This is a genomic window from Trichocoleus sp. FACHB-591 (genome assembly GCF_014695845.1).
Classification (GTDB): Bacteria; Cyanobacteriota; Cyanobacteriia; order FACHB-46; family FACHB-46; genus Trichocoleus.
In genome coordinates this window covers 34870-53632 of record NZ_JACJPA010000025.1, presented here as the reverse complement: position 1 = coordinate 53632, position 18763 = coordinate 34870, and the positions used below count along the sequence as shown (strand labels likewise).

Sequence of the window (18763 nt, the reverse complement as noted above, 5' to 3'; positions counted from 1 at the left end):
GCGACAACCGTGCTCGGAGCCTGCCTAGGCGAGGTGGTTGTTGCCCTGTTGCTTCAGGAAGTTGAGCAAAAGCGCATGCTGTTACAGCAGCAGGGGTGGGAGGTTCAGATTACGAGGTGCAAGATCTGAGATGTGGTTTTTGGGAGTACCTGCGGCTTCTAACTCATAAGCAATGCCGTCTTCCGTGCCGTCGTGCTGAATCCAAAGTTTTTCGTTGATGATATCAATGTGAATTAAGGTGTCATAGACGCGATCGCCGTTGTGCCAGCCCGTTTCGATGAGGAGATAGCGATCGCGGTTTTGGTCAAAGATGAGTTCTTTTTGTACCTGGTCGTCTTGTCCTAAAAAATCGGCGTATTCTTGCAGCACCTGTTCGACGATCCCTCGATATTTGGTAGTTAGGGAATCCATGGAATGATTTCCTCCTGAGTGGGATTGAAGCTAAAAAGCCGAATCAGTCCATCTTGAATTAAAATTTGCCTAGCTTCTTCTTCAAAGACGGATTTGCAAACTTCTTCGGGAACAGCGAGATAAAGAGTGCGATCGGGTTCGTGGCGCATGAAGGGATGGAAAATTTGCCAGTTCCTCTCATGCTCTACGATTAGGTGCCCTGTTGTAGCGCTAAATCTAGGCATTGATTGCTAAGCCAGTGGACACCAGAACTTCAGGAGTCTAAAACTTTGGGAACAAAAACCTGACTAATCCACAGAGATTTTCTCTAAGAACGTTCGCGCCCTAGAAAAGCCAAGCTGGAAAGTTTTCTCAGGAGCCAGAAGTAATTGTCGTCAGACACCCCACAGTTGGCAAGTTTCATCCTTGGAAAAATGGCTTGATGGAGGTAGTCGCTTGGGTTACGAATAGAGTGTAGCTGTTGCCGGTGTTGAAAGCAGGCGATTGCCCTTGGAACTTAGTCCGGAAACTAAGCGATTGCGGTTGTGAGAGAGGCGGGTCGTGGAGAAGAGGATCACTCGATCGCTGCGGCCACTACTTCAACCAGTTCTGGGAATTTTGAGTTCTAAGTGTGCAAACTCTTCCTAGAATTAGTGGTCGATCGATGATTAACTGACTGATCACTCAATGTAAGTATCAGCTACGTGCCCCACAGCCAGGACAGAGAAAACTACTCTCATTTCCATTGTTTACGCAAGGAGATGCTAAGACATTTCTACCAAATACGCGTTCAATTAATCCTGTTTGTAACTCATGAGCCAAAATATGGATATTCGAGTCGGAAAGTTGGATGTATGGGTAGCGTTGATAACATTGATTGCATACCCGTGCTCCCCACTCGGTGCCACAATCTTTGTTATCTTGACAGTAGCAGCGAAAGCACTGCCTATCCAACATTTCAAAGATTTTGGCTTCTTGATAGCAGGTTGGACAGGCTAACAATGATTTGAAACGATCCTTTGCTTCGTGGGAAAAATGGTTAAGCCTCTTTAACTCATTCAACGATCCTTTGGCTTGTGGTCCACGAGATTCAGTTTGTTTAATTAATATTGAGAGATTTTTATTAAAAGTATCCTGCTCCTCTTGTTGAGGTGGCTTGTGTAATATCATCTGCTTACCATCTTGCAGCAGCCATGAACTCTCACGTAGCAAGGTTTCAGGTATTTTCTCCTCAACTGTGAAGGGATAGATTTGGCAGTATTGGTTATAGAACCACCATTGAATAACGTGGGCAATACGTTCAATACTGAAAATATCCAATGGGCTAATAGGCACTAAGGCTAGTTGTCCCTTAACGTTATAACTATTCTCAAAACTACTAACCTTCTGTCTGAGCAGTTCTTGCCGCTCGTCTCCAGTTCCTAGATATAGGATTACTTTAATGACGTTCGCGTCATTAGAGCAAATAGTACTAAGTTTTTCGTAGGCTGTATTAATATCATTTACATCATCATTATCAGTAGCCGTCAAGGGCAGCATTAATGGAACCAGTTTTAATGGCTGAATTTCATTTGCTTCCAATAGAAGCATTCCATCAGAATGCTGCTCTAAAGTAATGCTATTTCTTGTACTATTGAATTTAATTGAGATTTTTTGATCCGAGTTATGCAGGCTATCAAACTCAAACCCCAGTCCTCGATCGTCTGCTGTTCCATTACCTGTTAAAGCTCGGCTAACAATAAGGAAGCAGAAAGCTTCAAATCCTTTAAAGCCTTTCTGATAAGTTTCAATAAGTTGGTGAGGGGTTTGCGTATGCCCACGTTTCCAAGGAGTCCAAGCATGCCATAAACGATCAACATAACGATAGTGTTGATCGTTTATTAGAATATTAGTCCTTTTAAGTGTACTACCAACTTTCGCTTGCTGAGGAATAGCACGATATAGCTCTGTATCTAACAAACCCTTTAGCTTATATTGCAATTGTCGCAATAACTTGAGTGTCTCTTCCGCCATTTTCAGGGCAGTTTCAGCCTGAAATTGTTCACCCCAAAGGCTACAAATTCGATTTCTATTTCTCCAATAGGTTCGGTCAATATCCCGCGAAAAATCATCCGCTTGTTCCAGTTCTCTTTGCAGAGTTTCTACATCATTAATTCGCCGTTGCAGGTATTCCAGCAAGTGCTCGATCAGCCTTACAGCCACTCTATTCTCATAGATGTCTAATAAATCCTCACGAATCAAGCACAAGATTCTTTTGGGACGAATACTGCGAAATGTCCGCTTTTCCCAATCTTCTGTATGTGCTGCCAGAAAATCCGTAGCATGTGGTGAGATGCGCTGAGCACGCGAAATAGGTAGTCGATCAGTCTCCATCTTCAAATAGGTTCTTGGACGGTGACAAATTTCCTCAAGATGTCCAATGTGTTTTCCCAAAAGTTGCTCTAGTAGTTGAGGGGAGACATTTTCTTCAATATCATTTACTAGAGGTACTGTATTGACCCATTTCTTCCAAAACTCACTTTGCCCTGACAGCCTGTTCAGCACATCATCAAAGTGCTGCAAGCTATCCAGCAAGAGGTCAGAGGGGATTTGCCAAGAGGGAAATATTCTTTCACTTGTAGCATCGCCTCGTAGATGCACTCTAAAACATCTCGTAGCATCAGGGGAAATGTAGAGCGTAGACCTGGAAGAAACAGGCACTCCATTAACAGTAACAGTTTCCCTCTCTGTAGATTCAGGAAGAAGCTGCCATTGTCCCATCAACAGATAATGAGGAATATTCTTCTGAGTTTGACCAGTTAGACGGTTGTAAAACTGCATAGTTAATACGCCCCCCGTTCAACCCGTTGCAATTCTGATTCAAGGAGTTTCAAAGACTTTACTGGTTTACCTGTGTCTAATTCAGACCAGTATTCCTCGATTGTTTCATGAAGTTCTCTTAAGTCTGCTGGTTGAGTATCATGGCGATCGCGTACTTTTCGCAGAATCTTTGTTGCCAGAATATGGTCAGTGGCCTCAGTTAAAGAACCTCCTGCTGCCAGCACAATGGGAACATAGTGGTGCATCTGGCGTTCAAGTCTATTACCCCAAGCAACTTTAAATTTCCGCTCAAGCAGATCAGACAAGTTATTATTTAGGAAACTAAACGCTTTAGCTGTTCGACCACCGTGTTGTTTTTGAGCTTCCTTAAAAGTATTGGTTAGTGCCTCATAAGAGATCGGGTGTCTAGGCGGAAGTTGAGGGATATCAAAACTCTCATGGCTACGTGCTAGTTCCATCACATGAGCACGGTCATAGGTTTTATCTGCAAACTCCAGAGTGGTTTCGTCTTGATTTGCAGTACCAACAAACCAAACGTTTGGAGGAATAACTAACGTGTCATTGCCTCGGAAAAGTTTGGGGACGGGACGATCTAAATCAGTGTTTAATCTAAGTGTTGGTGCATCTTGCTCTAACTTAGAAAGAAAGTCTGCGAAGTACTGTTCAGGACGCGATAAATTCATCTCATCGAGAATGATGATGTAGATTTGGTCTTGAAATTCAGGGCACTGCGCCTCATATAAAGCTGTGAGAAAGTCAGTTTCGTAGTACTTCCCTTCAAAGGAGTTGTAGTAGCCAAGTAAATCTTGACGATCGCGCCATCCCGCCTGCACTTCAACCAATCTATAGTTGGCTTGACCTCTCTGGCCCATTGCACGGGCAAAAGCAAGAGGAAGACTAGTTTTTCCTGTACCACTGATGCCTTGCAGAATGTGAAGTTTACTCATTGCAATTCCACCCAGGAATGCTCTAATATCCTGCTCCGAGTAGTAAAGCCGCTTACCGTTTTCTTGAGGGGATAATGCAATACGGAAGCGAAGATCTTCAGCGAATTGTGCGAGGTTAATGACCTCTCGTGAAAGTATGGGGGAGATTTGTAACTTATCATCTCTGTCCATTTGAGTGCATTTCTCAAATGGACTGCGCTCCTTAGACTGGGAGATTGCATCATTAACGTCTCTCCTCAATTCATCTAAAGCTGCCTGCAATCGGTTGTTGCTCGTTTCTAGTGCTTCTTTCTGTTTCTGTAAAGTGTTAAAGTCCAGCACTCCAGTTTGATAAACTGCTTCCACTTTCCTTAGGCGGCTCACTTCCTGCTGCAAATTAAAACGATCCCTATCCCAACTTTCCTTCTCGTCTTCTAGACTCCTCAATCGTTCCACTGCAGCTTCCGTTAGGCGCTCAGCTAATTTTTGCTCAAGTTCCTCATTTCGACGACGCAGATCGGTTAATTCAGCCAGAATCTCCTCTGGGTTACGCTGACCAAATCTCTTTACTGCATCTACTGCTTTAAGTAAATTAGCTTCAAGACTGCGTTGTAACTCTTGAGACTTTTCATAACGTTCCTTCCAGACCCGTAAATTGGCTTCAAGGCTTTCAACCTTCGCGGCTGCACGGTGCTCTACTTTTTCCTCTAAAGATTCTCTATCTTCATGTAGTAACTCGCGTTCAATTCCTAGCTTGTTCTGTTCTTTTCTAAGTTGTCTACGTTCTGTGATTAACTGCTGCCTTTCCTCCTCTATAGCCTGCCCCTCTAGCAAAACTTCCTGTTCAAATTCAGCATATTTCTGAGTAATCTCGTCTTTCAGTTGTTGTTGGATCTCAAGCTTCCGACTTAATGCTTGGGTAACCTCACTGCTAAGTTGTTCAACTTGCTGATCTAACTCAGCTAGTGCAACTCGATTCTGGACTAGAAAGCCTGCTACTGCATTGGCTTCCCGCTCTTGAAGTTGGCGTTCTTGCTTTCCGATCTCTGCAAGCCACTGGTTTAATTGCTCTCGCTCGTCATGTAGTAGTTTAGATTGTTCAGCTGATTCCTGATCTCGATCGTCTAACTCAGCCTGTTTAACCTTTAATTCAGCTTGTAAGGATTCAAATTCTTTTTCCCGGCTTGCTAATTGCTCGGCTGCTAGGGCAAAGATCTGAGCATTTTTCCAAAGCTCATTTGGATCAAGATCATCTGGAGCAGATGAGCCTATGGCTTCTAGCTCCTGAGGCAAAAGTTTTTCTAATGCTTGCGGTAATAAAGCATTGGCCTGTTCATTTGACTGAATTTTTTCTACTGGATCCGTTGCTTTCTGGGGGATATTAGTTCCACTTTTTCCAACACCTCCAGAGTTTCTGTTCCGAGAGTCACTTTGATTTCCAGGGAATCCCTTGCTGCGCTTGCCCATATTTATCTCCAGGTGGTCAAAAGATTAGAGTTGAAGAATCACGGTTGGTACGATAGTTGCAGTGTTTCAGCAGCAAATCTGTAGACTGTGTTGATGTGTTCCTCTATTTCACTTAATTCATAAATCTGGTCTTGACCTGATGCATGGGCACCGGCATTGCGAATATCTGCCAACTTATCTAAGTTAACTAGCAAGTCAGGAAATTTATGAGCCATTAATCTTAACGGGTGTGCTGTATTGCCTGGAGTAGCAAGAAGTGAAGCTAGTATTAGAGAACGAAGAGAACCATTTCCACTATTTGCTGTTCTGGAAATATCATTTTTGCTAAAATTTAATAGTTTGTTAGGTAGTGGACTATAAAAACCTGCCTTTTCTGCATACTCGTTAAGAGTGCTTTGAATTTCCTTTTGGCTCTCTGGTAAACGTTTGCCGAGGTTTTTGGTGGAGAAATCGTTTCGGATGATTTTAAACAGGCACTCAGCTACCTTCTGCAAATTTCGAGAAATATCCTCTAATTTAGTAATGACTCTTTGGGGGGTTGATTGGGTTAACTCTGTTGCTTCAATATAAGCTCGTTCAACGGCAACAAAGTACTCAAATAGCTCGTTATAGCCTCTAATTACTGGAGTCAGTTTACTTTCAACTTTAAACTCTGCATTTCTGCTCGTTAAATTGAACCATTCGTCAAAGTTCTGAAATACTTGTTTTTGTTGTTCATCTAACATATTGGATATAAAGTTTTCTAATCCGCTAATTGTCTTGTCCTTACGATGCTTTTCTAGCTTACGAAGCAACCAAGGACTATCGCCTAAGCCGAACGGATCGCAGACATTCCAAATGTTTGCGCCCGAAAAATCTTCAGGCACATATATATAAGTTGCAAGCCACAAATCTCTTGGTTCTTCATCTATAAAAGAAACGCGATCAAGGTTGGGAATTTTTTCAAAAACCCAATCTTCATCATCAGTTTTAATAGAATTAAGATTTCTCAAAGTTCTTTGATGCTGACAAACTGCATCAATAATTTCAGTTGGAGAGGGTTGTCGCTCAATTGTATTTTTGACTTGTGGTAGAAATGCTGATTTGGGGGTTGGCTTACCCGTTGTACCAAAAATCAACTCTAGATAGTCCTTATCATTCAATTGAGTATCAACATACCCCTCTCGTTCCACAAAACGCGGAAACAAATCCCCCGTCCATGGATCTTGAAAAATGAATCCAGCAACGGCATCCTGCGTAATCCAAGTTTCAGCTTCTAAAATCCTCTGGCCTTTCTGGGTAAGCTTGCCATGTAGGCCAATGTATTGTTTCTCAGTAAGTTGTGTGAGAATTAGGGCTGTCAAATCTTTGCCAATATCAAGATGTTGGCTGATTTCAATGGCTTCTGTAATACCAGCACGATACATGCCTAACACTGCTTTCTCTAGAATGTTAACCTTACGCGATGAAAGGCGTGGGGCAACGACTCGGTACATCCTAACGGGGTACAAAAAATACTTGCGCTGCTTCCAAGGTGTAGCGGGTTTAGGATTGTAGTACAGGATGGAAGTGTCTTTGCGAAAAGGCATACTAATTCCCCTAAAGCAGCTTTCCAGAAGATGTTTGACAAAGTTCATAGAAGGCAATTAATTCGCGAATTGCCTGGCGTTCATTCTGCGGTTTGTCAGCCTCTACCCTAATCATCTCCAAGTCACCTACCGCAATTAATAATCGCTGTTGTCGGCTCATTGCCACACAAAGACGGTTTTCCAGAAGTAAAAAACCATACTTTCTTCTATAAGTTTCCGGAGTATTAGGGCTTGTCTGGATATTGTTACTTCGGGTTACGGAAAGAAAAACGACATCAAATTCCTTACCTTGAAATGCGTCAACAGTCCCGATTCTTAGCCGCTCAACTAGTTTACCCTCATGGTTTGTTGTTTCTCGCCATGCGGGAGCGACTTGGAATGTTCCGTCATCTGTAACTTCCGCCAAACCGAGTTTACAAAGTTCGTGCCAAAGCTCTGTTACCTGTGCTCTATAGAAGGCGATTACTCCAAACGTTAAACGAGGGTCATGTTCAATAAGACGTTTGAGTTCTTCTGCAATCCTTCGGGCTTCTATACGACGAGACTTGCTTTGTCCTCTGGTTTCACCCCCTAAGTTGAGGGGAACATTAATCCAGGCAGCGACTTTACCTTGATAACCGGGAAGGGCGTGAAAAAACTCTTCTGCTAGTCTTCCTGCTTTAATGTGTGATTCTCCATGATGTTCATAGAATGTCCGGCTAACAAAGTCACCTAGAGTCGGATGCATCCGATATTGAGTATCTAAAGTCACAGTACGTTTAATACCGTCCTGATTTTCCCATTCCTGCAATTGCTTAAATAATTTCTCAAACAAGCTCTTCTTTAATGCTTCCTGGGTTGTTGTGTTCGATGAACTTAATTGACGTTCAACATCTTCTTCGAGGATGTGAGGTAATTGACGATGATCTCCAACCAAAATAATTCGGCGTTCAGCTTTTGCTAGCGGAATGAAAAGATCGAGCGGATTGGCCCTAGCAGCTTCATCTATGATGACTGTTTCAAAAACACTATCAGGGCTTCCTGTGGTAGATTCCATTTCTCTTCCTACCGCTTGCTGACAAGTAGCTGCCAAGACCACTGTATAGCTTCGCAGCATTTGCCTAACTCCCAGAGGATCGCTTTCTAAATCATGTAGATATTCCTCTAAAACACTTTCAACTCCAGCACGAGATTGCTGCACCTGCTCCGTCAGGGTCTCTCTCACTTGTTTAAGTAAGGCTTCAATTTCAGGGTTCGCGACAGGTGTAGCAATTGAATCGCTGACAACGGAAGTTAGTTGATCTAGAAGCCTGGTTTGAAGCCCAGCTAAATCCTGAAGGAAAGGAGGTTCACCGGAAGATTCAAAATTATCCCAATCGGCGGCTATCTCCAGTAGGCTATGATCGCTGTCTGTTAACAGACTTAATGATTCAAGGCGGCGTAGAGTCTTGTATGCAGCAGTTGGTCCATCATCTGAAAAAGCGACAAGCTCTACACGGAGAGAGCGAACTGCCTGTATTGCCAACTCTCTGTCTTCATCATCAACAGAGTTGTGAGTTGTAGTGCTCGTTGTAAGGGTACGACTTTTCTCTAGGAGGCGATCGCTAAGTTCCCCAGGAATGCTTTCCTTAGTTAGGTCATAAATCTCTTTTAACAACTGTGCTGTTTGCTGTAAGCTGCCAGGGGCTAATATATAAGCCGTGATTAAGCTCTGTACTTGACGTAGTAAGGTGGTTTCAGGCAATTCTGTCCAGTCAGCTCGTTTAGCTTTAAGAGATTCAATTCGCTCTCGACGCCAGCGATCGACATTATCTGGAGTGTCACTTCGACTGGCTTTTCCCCCAACTCGAACTGCTGGAAGTCCAAATATAACGGTTCGTTCCGCCGCATTCTCAACTGCATCATGTTGGTAACTAGTTAGCAGTAATCGGTGGGAAACGTTTCCATTTCTATTTTTCTCAATATCGGCTAGAACAGCCTGAATTGCAGTGATAACCTTCGTCTTTCCTGTTCCTGGTGGTCCCTGAATTAGAGCAATATCGGGCGTGTTGATAGCAACTCGCAATGCCTCTTCTTGACGAGGCGTTGGAGACCCATTAAAGGATGTACTGATCGTTTTGGAATGTAGTTTATGCTTGCGATGATTTGAAATTGAGATCTTCTGATTCTGTAGAATTAGTCCCAACTGAGGCATAGGGCAGGTTGCCGTTCGGATCAGTTCTTCAGCACGTTTACGGCGTCTCAAACGAGTCCGATCGCCCTGTAGCGACACAAACAAAAATCCCTTTTTTGGAGGGGAAAGTAGTTCATCTGGGTCAGAGGGACGAATATCTATCGTTAGGTTTTGAGTGTCAACTTCAGTAAGTTGCCCAAAGAATGCCTTCTGACTACTGAGGCTAGCTTCCAAACTGCTCAGATTCGGTTCCTTCTCATTGGCTTCCAGGGAAAACTCAGATAAATCCCTTAAAGATTGCAATCGCTCCTCTAAATTCGCCTGTTTCTCAAGATGAAAGCGATGTTCGCCATTAGCTAACCTCTCCTCAAATGAGTACGTGATCCAACCGAATTCTTGAGCACGTTGAAGAATCGCCTTCTGCTCAAGTTCGTTGTACTCCCGCCATAGAGACAGATAGGTATCTGCGTTTTTAGCAAGAACATCTAGTTCGGTACGAATGCTACCTCGCAATGTTCCTGCAACTGATATATCGCAAAAGGACATAAGTCCTTCAACTAGAATCAAAGGACGCTGCTCATTAAAGTCTTTAGGTGGGCGAGATTTTGTAACTCGTTCAACTCGGAGGTAATTATCTTCTGTGCGACGTAAATCAACTGTAATTTTATTTCCGCATAGCTGAAATGTATTCTCTAACCCATCCTGGTAATTCGCACTGGTTCTCATGAGAATACGTGCTTTTCCGCTTGCACTGGCTGGGGGCAAAATTAGTTCGCGGGTTAACCACTCAAGAACTTTGTCAACTGGATCTGAAATTCGTAGGTATCGCTTCCTGATGTCTTCAATGACTTTTTCATCGATGCCAAACTGCATCTCATCTGGAATGTAAAGTCTACCTGGAAACTCATGTACTTGAATAGAGAGTTGGTTAGGATTTTGTCCTCTGGGATGAGTTTCTAATACCCAACATAGAGTTGGTAGATTACGTTCAAGAATACTTTCTAGCTGAGTCTGATTCTGTTGATCCTTACCGTTAATGTTCCAGCTATCTTTCCCGTGATAGAGAAGAATGTCATTGCTGATCTCATCCTTTTGGAGAAGAACCTCGTTTTTCACAGATACGAGTTCCTGCCCATTAAATGCTGTGCGATCGCTCCGTTCAATTTCAATAGTGTAGATACGTCCACTTTGAATGTCGCTGACTCTCATGATGGGTTTCCTCCGGAGACAAATCTGAAGGTTGCAAGACGATGTGAACGATCAATGGGGGCAAAATGGAGTAGCCAGGTGCGATGTTGGTCATTTGCTGGAACTCGTTGTCGTTGCTCCTGTACCTCTACAGTCGTTTGTTCCTGTCCATCAAAACATGACAACCAAAAGCATCGTCCGTTCAAGCTACGGACCCAAATGTTGCTGCCCTCAAGTCGAAGTTCAATTCCAGGCGCTTGATGACCTGGTGTATTTCTGCCATTAATTACTCGCTCAGTCAGAATCAATGATTGATTTTCGGTCAGCGCTAGAGCCGCCAAAATTTTTTGGTTTGATAAGAGCCTTTGGCATTCTTTGATATTTGGTAGTGATTCCCACCGTTTGATCAGTAGCTGTACTTGTGCTGGGCGTGGATAATCGCACCAAGGGCAACATCTCTGATTCGCGTAATAAGTGCTGCTACAATCCGGACATTGCACTGTGAAGTCTGCTGCTGAATATAAAGCCTCAGCCCATTGATTTATACCTGGTCGTTTTGTTGGGTCTTGCAGTCCTTCCCCAAAGGAACGCTGACATAGCTTCTTGAGGTTTGGAGATAACACCATATCTCTTGGTAAACCATGCAGCGTACTATTACTTTGATCGTCTGGGTCGTCTACCCAGGGTAGATAACCCTCTAATGCCTTTTCTTCCAATTCTGGTTCACCCTCCATAACCAGATCTCCTATTAATGGATGAATAAGGCAAAGAGTCTGAAAGGCTAACACGGCAAAGGCGTGGGCATCAGTTAAGGTATTAACCCCAGATTTACTCAGCACCAATTCTGGAGCACCATATCCAGGAGTATGAAAACTGCGCGTGGATGAAGAGCTTTCATAATGCAGGTTGTCTGCATCAATCAAACGGACTTCATGAGCATCTGAATCATTGGAAATAAAGATATTATTGGGTGATGGATCGCTGTAAACTAACCCTTTGCTGTGAAGCTGAGCAAGAATTTCTGCACAACGTGCTAGCAGAAGCAAACGACGATGTAGTCCTCCACCAGTGAGATACCACTCTGCAAGGGAACTAACATCACGCGGAGGATGAATTAACCGTGAGAGTGGAACCATTCCAGTAATGAGTTCCATCACGTACCCTAGGTGAGGCGGTTGCAGCATCTCTAAAGGGGAAGCTACTCCCAACCCTCGTAACTCGTGCATTTGACGAATGTTTTGCAGTTGTCCTCGGAGTAACTGGCGTTGCTTGCTAGAGCGATCAAACAAAATTTTGATTGCTCGCCGCCCACCTTTAGCTGCATATACGGCTCCCTGTCCTCCTCTACCCAGTTCTCGTTCTAGCTCGTAGGTTTGCCCTCGTTCATCAGTTAGCCGTTTACCTTCAAAATTCATTTTTGGTCATCCTTTGGGCATTCGCACCAGAGCACTGCCAGAGTCTTATCGTCTAAGTGTTTAGGGGTTGCCCAATTTCGTAACTCATGGTGTAGAGCGTACCGACGCTCTGAAGGAACCATTGCACCGAAATCAGTAACGAGGGTATGAATAAAATCTCCGATGCGATCGCCCACTAAGTCATCAGCGATACCATCTGTTGCTAGCAGCACTGCTGAATTAGGGGATAACCTGGGCTTTGTAATAACTGTCCAGTCTTTGGTCGTTTTGGCAATTCCAAGTCCGGTTGTTTGGTTCGTAAACCCCTGACGCTCACCCTGTAAAATTTCTAAGCTTCCATCACCATACCGAATTGCAGCAATACCATCTCCTAATTGAGCAATAGTTAATTCACCAGATGGTATTACTACTGCAAAAAGACAAGTTGCTACGCTGTCTTCTTCTCTTGCAGGTAGAACACGCAATCCCCAAAACAAGTGAACTAAGCGGAGGAGAGTTGCAGTGGGGGCATTCTCAGATTTTGCCCAAGGCTTTAAGGCATCCTTAACGGCTCGACAAGCCATTTGTGACCCTATACGGGCATTTGGTTTAGACCCCATCCCATCACTAACGACAATGGCAGTGCCAAACGAACCCGTCGTTCCCGTCCAAGCATCCTCGTTCGGGCGGTTCTGCTGAATATGCGATCGCCCTCGAACTGACGCTCCAAACCATACCAATCGTGACTGCGAAGGGCTTAACATCAGAACTCCAGGAGGTCATCCAGGTTATCAAAATCAATCGGAGGAATGCTGTTGGGGCTAACACTCTTAGATCGGCTGGTAACTGTCACTGTGACCCAACGGAAGAATTTTTGAATTCCGGTTTCATCTGCCCTAAAAACTGGAATTTCGGGATGTTGACCGACAAGAAATGCTTTGAGAGTTGTTTCGTCTGCGTCAGGACCAATACCCATTGCAAAACGTAGCGCCTTAGAAGCCCGTTCTGAATGTAGAAGTTCTTGTAAAGGTTCTTTCCAGTTCTCGGAGGTCCGCCCTCTTTCGTCGGTAGGCTGCCCATCAGAAATCAAGACCAAGTTAGGATGATAGGAGCGGCTGGGAATAATTGTCTTATCTTCTAATAGCTGGGTTGCCAGCTCAAATGCTGCACCCATTGGGGTTGCTCCTTTTGCCTCCATATCTGTCCACTGGATTTGGGAAGCTGGTTGTAATGTCTGGTGAAGGCTAGCACCACCTCCACCAAACGTAATAACTGCTACATGAATGTCCGCTCGTACGTCCTGCTCATCGGCAAAAATTGTGATCATTTCAGCGATCGCCCGGTTTAGAGCTGGCAATTTTCCATAGGCCGTCATGCTGCCACTGACATCTGCCAGAATGATCACAGGCATCATCCTGGCGGTAGCAATAGAGAAATCTTTGAGTTTACTCATAACTCGATGTGAATTTTGACCAGTAACATGCTTTGTGAAAACCTGACACGAAGTCTCTAAGTAGAGGATTCCCCAAATTCTCTCTTCCTGCACCTCAAATCCTTTACAGGACTTTTATCGTTTACATAAGAACCGGGAATGCAAGGGATGTGTGAAGTTTTTGAAGAGAAAACGTTTGGGCATCAATAAAACTCAATGGAATACTTCAGTTCCTAGGCAGCTCAACTTGGTCAGGCAAGAAGTTCCATTGGTATATTTTTTTCTACGTACATAATTCCCTTGGGGAGAAGGGAGCATAAGCCGTTCTCGTAATGAATCAAAGCTTCAGCATCCAGTTTCTGCAGGATGTCCTTTCTGAAAGCTGATGGGTTGGAGTACCTAGTCCACTTCACTAGCGCAGTATCTCTAACCTTGCTGGGATTTTTGGAGTACAAGATAGCCAATGCCCTACTGCGAAAATCTAGCTTGGTATTTTGAACCCGGACGAATCCGTCCACATCAGCAATAATCGGGACAGCTGTCTCGTTGATACTTTCAGCAATTTTTCTGGCTGTATCGATCGGACAGTTGTAATAGAGCCGAAGAATCTCAGTCAAAATCCAGTCCGCACAGTGAGCTATTAGCAGAGCATCAGGGGAATTGGGACTGACATCGCCTCCAACATGAGCCACATCCCTCCGATTTCGTACATCGAGAAGAATTCGGGCAAGCCGAGGAATGAAAATCCTTACAGACTCGTGTAGGGCTGTATTGTTCTCAACTCGGCGGATGATGCCATCGCTGTTCCCCAAGGAAGTTCCAAAGGGGGTGTATGGGGGATTATCTAAATGCTGAATAAGGCGCAACACGCATTCCGCAAATCGTCCTCCATTCAGCTCACCTGGTCGAAATTTTCGAAAGGCTAGATTCTGCTTAATGTCTAAATACTCCTTGAGTAGATTCGTTACGATTTCAGGTGGAAGTGGTGGTGATAAGACAGAAATAACTTGGCTCCTTGCAACACTCATCGCTAATTCACCACCTCATCTTCGGAAATATCTGTAGCGCCAATTGGAGCACCAGTTGTCCAAGCCTCAACGATCTGCTGTCCTTTGGAAGTCAGGAAAAAACTGTCCTCGGTCTTTCGAAAGTATCGGCTATTACTGGGTTTGAAGAGAGCCTCTTTGAATGTCTCTGCCTTCACAGAGATTGTTTTGAACTTTTCTTTGAAGTAGTAGTAAGCATCGTTCGACCGAACGGCTTGAACCTTGTTCAGATGAACAGTCAGGAGCCAAAGAGATACAAGTGCATAGTCTTTTGCTCGATGGATGTCGCGAATGTTAAGGCTACCAATATCTACTTCTTCCAATGCCCACTCTTGAATCTTAATTTTATCCTCTTTGTTAAATCTCTGTCGTTTTCCGCTTGTAGTACCGTTACGTTCCCAATATTTATTTCCTGATCCGATGTTTCCATCCTCAATTTGAGCAAGAATTGCTCTTACTTCTTTTTCTCCATCATGATTGAGTTTGAATCCACCTCCAATTTCATTTAAGTAGGTTCGCGTTATCTCTCCCAAATACTTTGGAAAGTTACGTGGATCGAGAACACTGGCTCGCTCAGCGGCTTTTCTGAAATGTTCTTTATCTGGTACAGTCTGTCCACAAATTTGATTGTATGCAGCAGCATACAGTAGGATAAATCGCTTTTGTTGCTCTGCCCAAGTTGTTCCCTTAAAGTCCTTGATGTTAGCTACAAGGTAACCGCCATCCTGTTCAAAATAACTTGCTGCTCCAACTAAATTTGTCTCAACTGTTTGAGCCGAGGGTGCCTCTGGCAGTTGTAGTGCCGTCATTTCTGGAAGAGCATCCTCTAAACCTAGTGATAGTTGTTGCGGAACTACAGCAGCGTTAGGAACTATTTTATGGGTACCTTTTTGTGGTCTGGAAATGATCTGCCCAACAATGAACGGAGCAATTTCACTGACAGCATGATCAGACATACTGAATTCCGTATATTCTTCGTATGTTTTTCCTGATTGTTTAATGTCACGAACATACTTATTTACCTGCGCTGATGGTGAGGGCAGCTTTGCGATCGCCTGACCACAGCTAAAACAGAATGGCTTTCCTGGAACCAACTTTTTACCGCAGCTAGGGCTAAGGCACTTCGTCTGCTGATTGCAAATGATACAAAAGTTGTGTTCTGTTGGAGTCTCAGAATTGCAGAAGGGGCAGGTTAGCGTCAGAGCCATAGATCAGTGAATCTCCAAAAGGTAAAGTAATTCAGGGAAAGCTACGCAAGAATTTTGTAGGTTAGACCCAATCGATTTACCGGATGCCGGGTCAGATGAGAATAAATTTTCGGTGAGTTATTCACCCGCACCATACTGAGGTTCTGAAGTTATCTCAGTTACCATCTACTGAACTAGCAGTAGTGTAATCCGTCTTTCCTTCATCCAGAAATTACTTTGATGCGAATGACGAATTTGAAGGTGGGCAGCGATTGACACACTGGCGAGTTATCATTACTGTGTCAATCACCTGCCGCACTTCAGCAGTAGTCAGGGTAGCAAAAGCCTAAGCCTACTGCATCGCCTTAAACTGCGCTAATCGCTGTTTGAAAATCTGCCAGTATTCCATTAATTCCTCCTGCTCAATCCGGAAAACCTGTGTTTCTGTATGCGGTAGCGCAATCGCAATCAAAGCTTGGGCTACACGAATTCCCTTACTTTGGTAAACCCGATTGATAGCAGCGGTATAAGCTGCTACTTGGAAGCAGTGATCTTGAATCCAGTCCCAGCGTTTGAGTTTAGTGGAAGTTTTCCAATCACAAACCCAAAGTTGCCCATTGTAGTTAACAAGGGCATCAACAACTCCTGCAAAGCCAGATATATGCCACACGTTTCCCTCAACAAGGTAAGCCTCCTCAATCGCCTCCAGAAAAGGCTGAATGGATTGCCAATACTTCTGCTGTTCCACATCCTGGTCAATGTGGTCACGGAAAGAGCCATTGAAATAACCTTCAATCTGTTTGTGAAGAAGCTTGCCGCGTTTTGTCGATTCGCGCCTAATGCGCTGTGCTTCAGCAAAGCCTACTTGTTTCTCCCAGTCCTTAAATTTCTGCTGCTCCTCCTCAGGGCGAGTAGCAGCCAAAATAGTTGTGATCCCTGTATAAATTCGCCCCTGAACAGAATAGTATTGTCGTCCTTCGTACCAAGTGCATTGAGCGTTGTATTTAGGTAGACTTACTGAGTTCAGGGTTTCCATAGACACTGATAGCATCAATAGTGAACTGCTATCAGTATAATTCGGCACCCAATAGCGATAAAACTACTTAGATGCGAACGACGAATTTTTATTACTTGTAGAGATCTGAGATCGCCCTGCCGATACCACTAATCTTCTCCACAAGTTCCGGTGGTTCAATGACCTTTACCTGATCTCCAAACCCTAAGATCCACCGACGCAGGTCAATATCGTCCAAAGACCAACGAGGAAGTTTGATCTGAAACCGATTTGGATGAGCAGGGTCTAGACTTTTAGCCAAGGTAAAAATTGGAGCCAGTTGCTGAGATGTGGGATTGCCGGATAGTTTGGGTGACATCTTCATTTGAGAGATCGGAAATCGTTGAGTGCCCTCACTAACAAACCGGAAAGCACTGTCATTAAACCAAAGTTCTACAGTCATACAGACAGCATCACGGGTTGCGGGAGTTTTGCTCAAAAATTGGCGCTGCTCACTAGCACTTCTACCCAGATAAAGCCCTCCACAGGCTTGGTAGAGACATTGGAGCCTGTGCAGTGACTTTTGCTGGTCACGACGATCGCATTTGTTTAGTTGAGGATAACCCCGAAATAATCGGTCTAATCGTTCAAACTGCAATAAACCCTTGTCCTTTCCCTCGATAATTTCAAAGCCAAGATACCAACCGATATTATGAAAGACAATTTGCAAAGGGCAAACTCGAAAGAAGTCATCTTGGTTGTCGCTATATCGACCAACACCGGAAAACCGCTTTAACTCCAAAACTTGACCCAGCTCAATTTCATCCTCCAGTTTCTCAATATTCTTAGCAAGAGCAGATTGCGGCAGCAACTGGGAATCAACAATCGTACGGTTGCAGATAGCGCGAACAGGATAAATCGACTGAGTACTTAATTGACTTTGCCTCATCCGTTCGTCAAAAACTTCAAAAATTCCCAACGCAATGGGGTCTTGCAGATTTTTGGCTTGAGCTTGCAAAACGTGAAAAACTTTGGCTAATTGAGGAGCAGATAAAATTCCTGTTCCAATAAAATAACCACGTTTTAATGCGAAGTCTGGCAGAATGCGGAAGGGTTTGAGTATCCGTTCAATGTCTTTGCGGATTGCATCTGTTTGGTCACCGTCAACCAAACCCTGCTTCTGCATCATGGAGACTAAGCTACCCAGACTACCTTGCTCTGAATCCCACTGAAAGGGATGTTGGATGATAAAACGAATGGTTGTTAATAACCGTTTGAATGGTTCAGTATCAGAATAGGCATGGGTTGCAGAGTCGATCGCTAAAACTTCAGCAATGGTTAGTTCCTGATTGCTAGGAGATGGATTAAGGAAGTTATTTTCGTCTAGCCATTCAAGATCAGCAGCAATTGCGTTAGGGTCAGCATAGATGCCACCATATAGCCGTTGCATAACAGCACAAATCTCTGACAGGTCAGTCTGGAATTGAGTCTCGTCTCCAAGCAACTGTTTCAGTAAATCAGGATTGGTCTTTTGAAGATTGCCGATGCCGGGGTAATGTACCAGCAGGCTGATTAAGTGCAGTAGGCGATCGAAATCTAGCAAGCCTGAGTAGGGATGTAAGGTGACTTGACTATGTTGAGTACGGTTTGCGCGATTCGTGATACTGCGGGAAAGCTGATTGATTTTGCTTTTAACTTCAACGATTAGATCATTGGATTGGGCTGGGTTTAGCTCATAAACTCCCACAAAACCCTCGGCTGCCAGGGGTGGGAAATTCTTTAGGCTCTGGAATAGCTGATTTAGAACTTCAGGGGGAACTTGCCGCCCTCGCTGCATGTTCCAGTTCTGGCAAAACTGACGGGGTGTCTTCAGGTGCCAAGCGATCCACTGGGCTTTGAGATCAGCAACTTTCTGAAGCAAACTCATACGCCAGACACGTTTGGCATTGGTCGCGTCATAGATTACTGGTTGCTGTTGAGCGATCGCCTCTTGGATTTCCTTCAAAACAACTCGTTCAACTTCTGCCCAATCACCCTGAATAGATTCGTCCCCGTATAGTCTTTCCCTAATCCGGTCAGTTGAAATAACTCGACTATTAGGAATATGCTGGCTCATCTGAGTAGCCAGGGTGGATTTTCCGCTTCCGGGTGGACCAATTAGGAAATGGCAAATGAGAGGAGAATTCATAAGGTAGTGCC

Annotated in this window: 13 protein-coding genes; all 13 read right to left on the bottom strand. The window is 44.1% G+C overall.

What is annotated here, in order from left to right; genetic code table 11:
* Nucleotides 1-81: 81 nt before the first annotated feature.
* The 13 genes from H6F90_RS03820 to H6F90_RS03760 all read right to left on the bottom strand — a co-directional run bounded on the left by H6F90_RS03820 (nucleotide 82) and on the right by H6F90_RS03760 (nucleotide 18752).
* Nucleotides 82-411 (bottom strand): XisI protein, encoded by a 330-nt coding sequence (locus H6F90_RS03820; protein WP_190550372.1) that lies wholly within the window; start codon nucleotides 409-411, stop codon nucleotides 82-84.
* Nucleotides 399-635, bottom strand: a complete 237-nt coding sequence (locus H6F90_RS03815) for an element excision factor XisH family protein (RefSeq protein ID WP_190550370.1) — start codon at nucleotides 633-635, stop codon at nucleotides 399-401. Before H6F90_RS03815 ends, H6F90_RS03820 begins: the two co-directional genes overlap by 13 nt.
* Nucleotides 636-1086: 451 nt before the next feature.
* Nucleotides 1087-3210, bottom strand: coding sequence for a hypothetical protein (locus H6F90_RS03810; RefSeq protein WP_190550368.1), 2124 nt, complete (start codon nucleotides 3208-3210; stop codon nucleotides 1087-1089).
* 2 nt (nucleotides 3211-3212) lie between these two features.
* Nucleotides 3213-5603, bottom strand: coding sequence for a hypothetical protein (locus H6F90_RS03805; RefSeq protein ID WP_190550367.1), 2391 nt, complete (start codon nucleotides 5601-5603; stop codon nucleotides 3213-3215).
* A gap of 38 nt (nucleotides 5604-5641) precedes the next feature.
* On the bottom strand, nucleotides 5642-7078 hold the full coding sequence (locus H6F90_RS03800; RefSeq protein WP_206756155.1) for a hypothetical protein: 1437 nt from the start codon (nucleotides 7076-7078) through the stop codon (nucleotides 5642-5644).
* A 103-nt stretch (nucleotides 7079-7181) separates the two neighbouring features.
* Nucleotides 7182-10532, bottom strand: a complete 3351-nt coding sequence (locus H6F90_RS03795) for a DEAD/DEAH box helicase (RefSeq protein ID WP_190550363.1) — start codon at nucleotides 10530-10532, stop codon at nucleotides 7182-7184.
* On the bottom strand, nucleotides 10529-11926 hold the full coding sequence (locus H6F90_RS03790; RefSeq protein ID WP_190550362.1) for a serine/threonine protein kinase: 1398 nt from the start codon (nucleotides 11924-11926) through the stop codon (nucleotides 10529-10531). The genes H6F90_RS03795 and H6F90_RS03790 overlap by 4 nt, the downstream gene beginning before the upstream one ends.
* On the bottom strand, nucleotides 11923-12669 hold the full coding sequence (locus H6F90_RS03785; RefSeq protein ID WP_190550361.1) for a PP2C family serine/threonine-protein phosphatase: 747 nt from the start codon (nucleotides 12667-12669) through the stop codon (nucleotides 11923-11925). Before H6F90_RS03785 ends, H6F90_RS03790 begins: the two co-directional genes overlap by 4 nt.
* On the bottom strand, nucleotides 12669-13358 hold the full coding sequence (locus H6F90_RS03780) for a VWA domain-containing protein (protein WP_190550360.1): 690 nt from the start codon (nucleotides 13356-13358) through the stop codon (nucleotides 12669-12671). The genes H6F90_RS03785 and H6F90_RS03780 overlap by 1 nt, the downstream gene beginning before the upstream one ends.
* Before the next feature lie 230 nt (nucleotides 13359-13588).
* Nucleotides 13589-14365, bottom strand: coding sequence for a hypothetical protein (locus H6F90_RS03775; RefSeq protein ID WP_190550359.1), 777 nt, complete (start codon nucleotides 14363-14365; stop codon nucleotides 13589-13591).
* Nucleotides 14366-14367: 2 nt separating this feature from the next.
* Nucleotides 14368-15339, bottom strand: a complete 972-nt coding sequence (locus tag H6F90_RS03770; RefSeq protein ID WP_190550358.1) for a hypothetical protein — start codon at nucleotides 15337-15339, stop codon at nucleotides 14368-14370.
* 583 nt (nucleotides 15340-15922) lie between these two features.
* Entirely contained in the window at nucleotides 15923-16606 is a 684-nt protein-coding gene (locus H6F90_RS03765; protein ID WP_190550357.1) for a PD-(D/E)XK nuclease family protein, read from the bottom strand.
* A 91-nt stretch (nucleotides 16607-16697) separates the two neighbouring features.
* Nucleotides 16698-18752, bottom strand: a complete 2055-nt coding sequence (locus H6F90_RS03760) for an AAA family ATPase (protein WP_190550356.1) — start codon at nucleotides 18750-18752, stop codon at nucleotides 16698-16700.
* Nucleotides 18753-18763 lie beyond the last annotated feature (11 nt).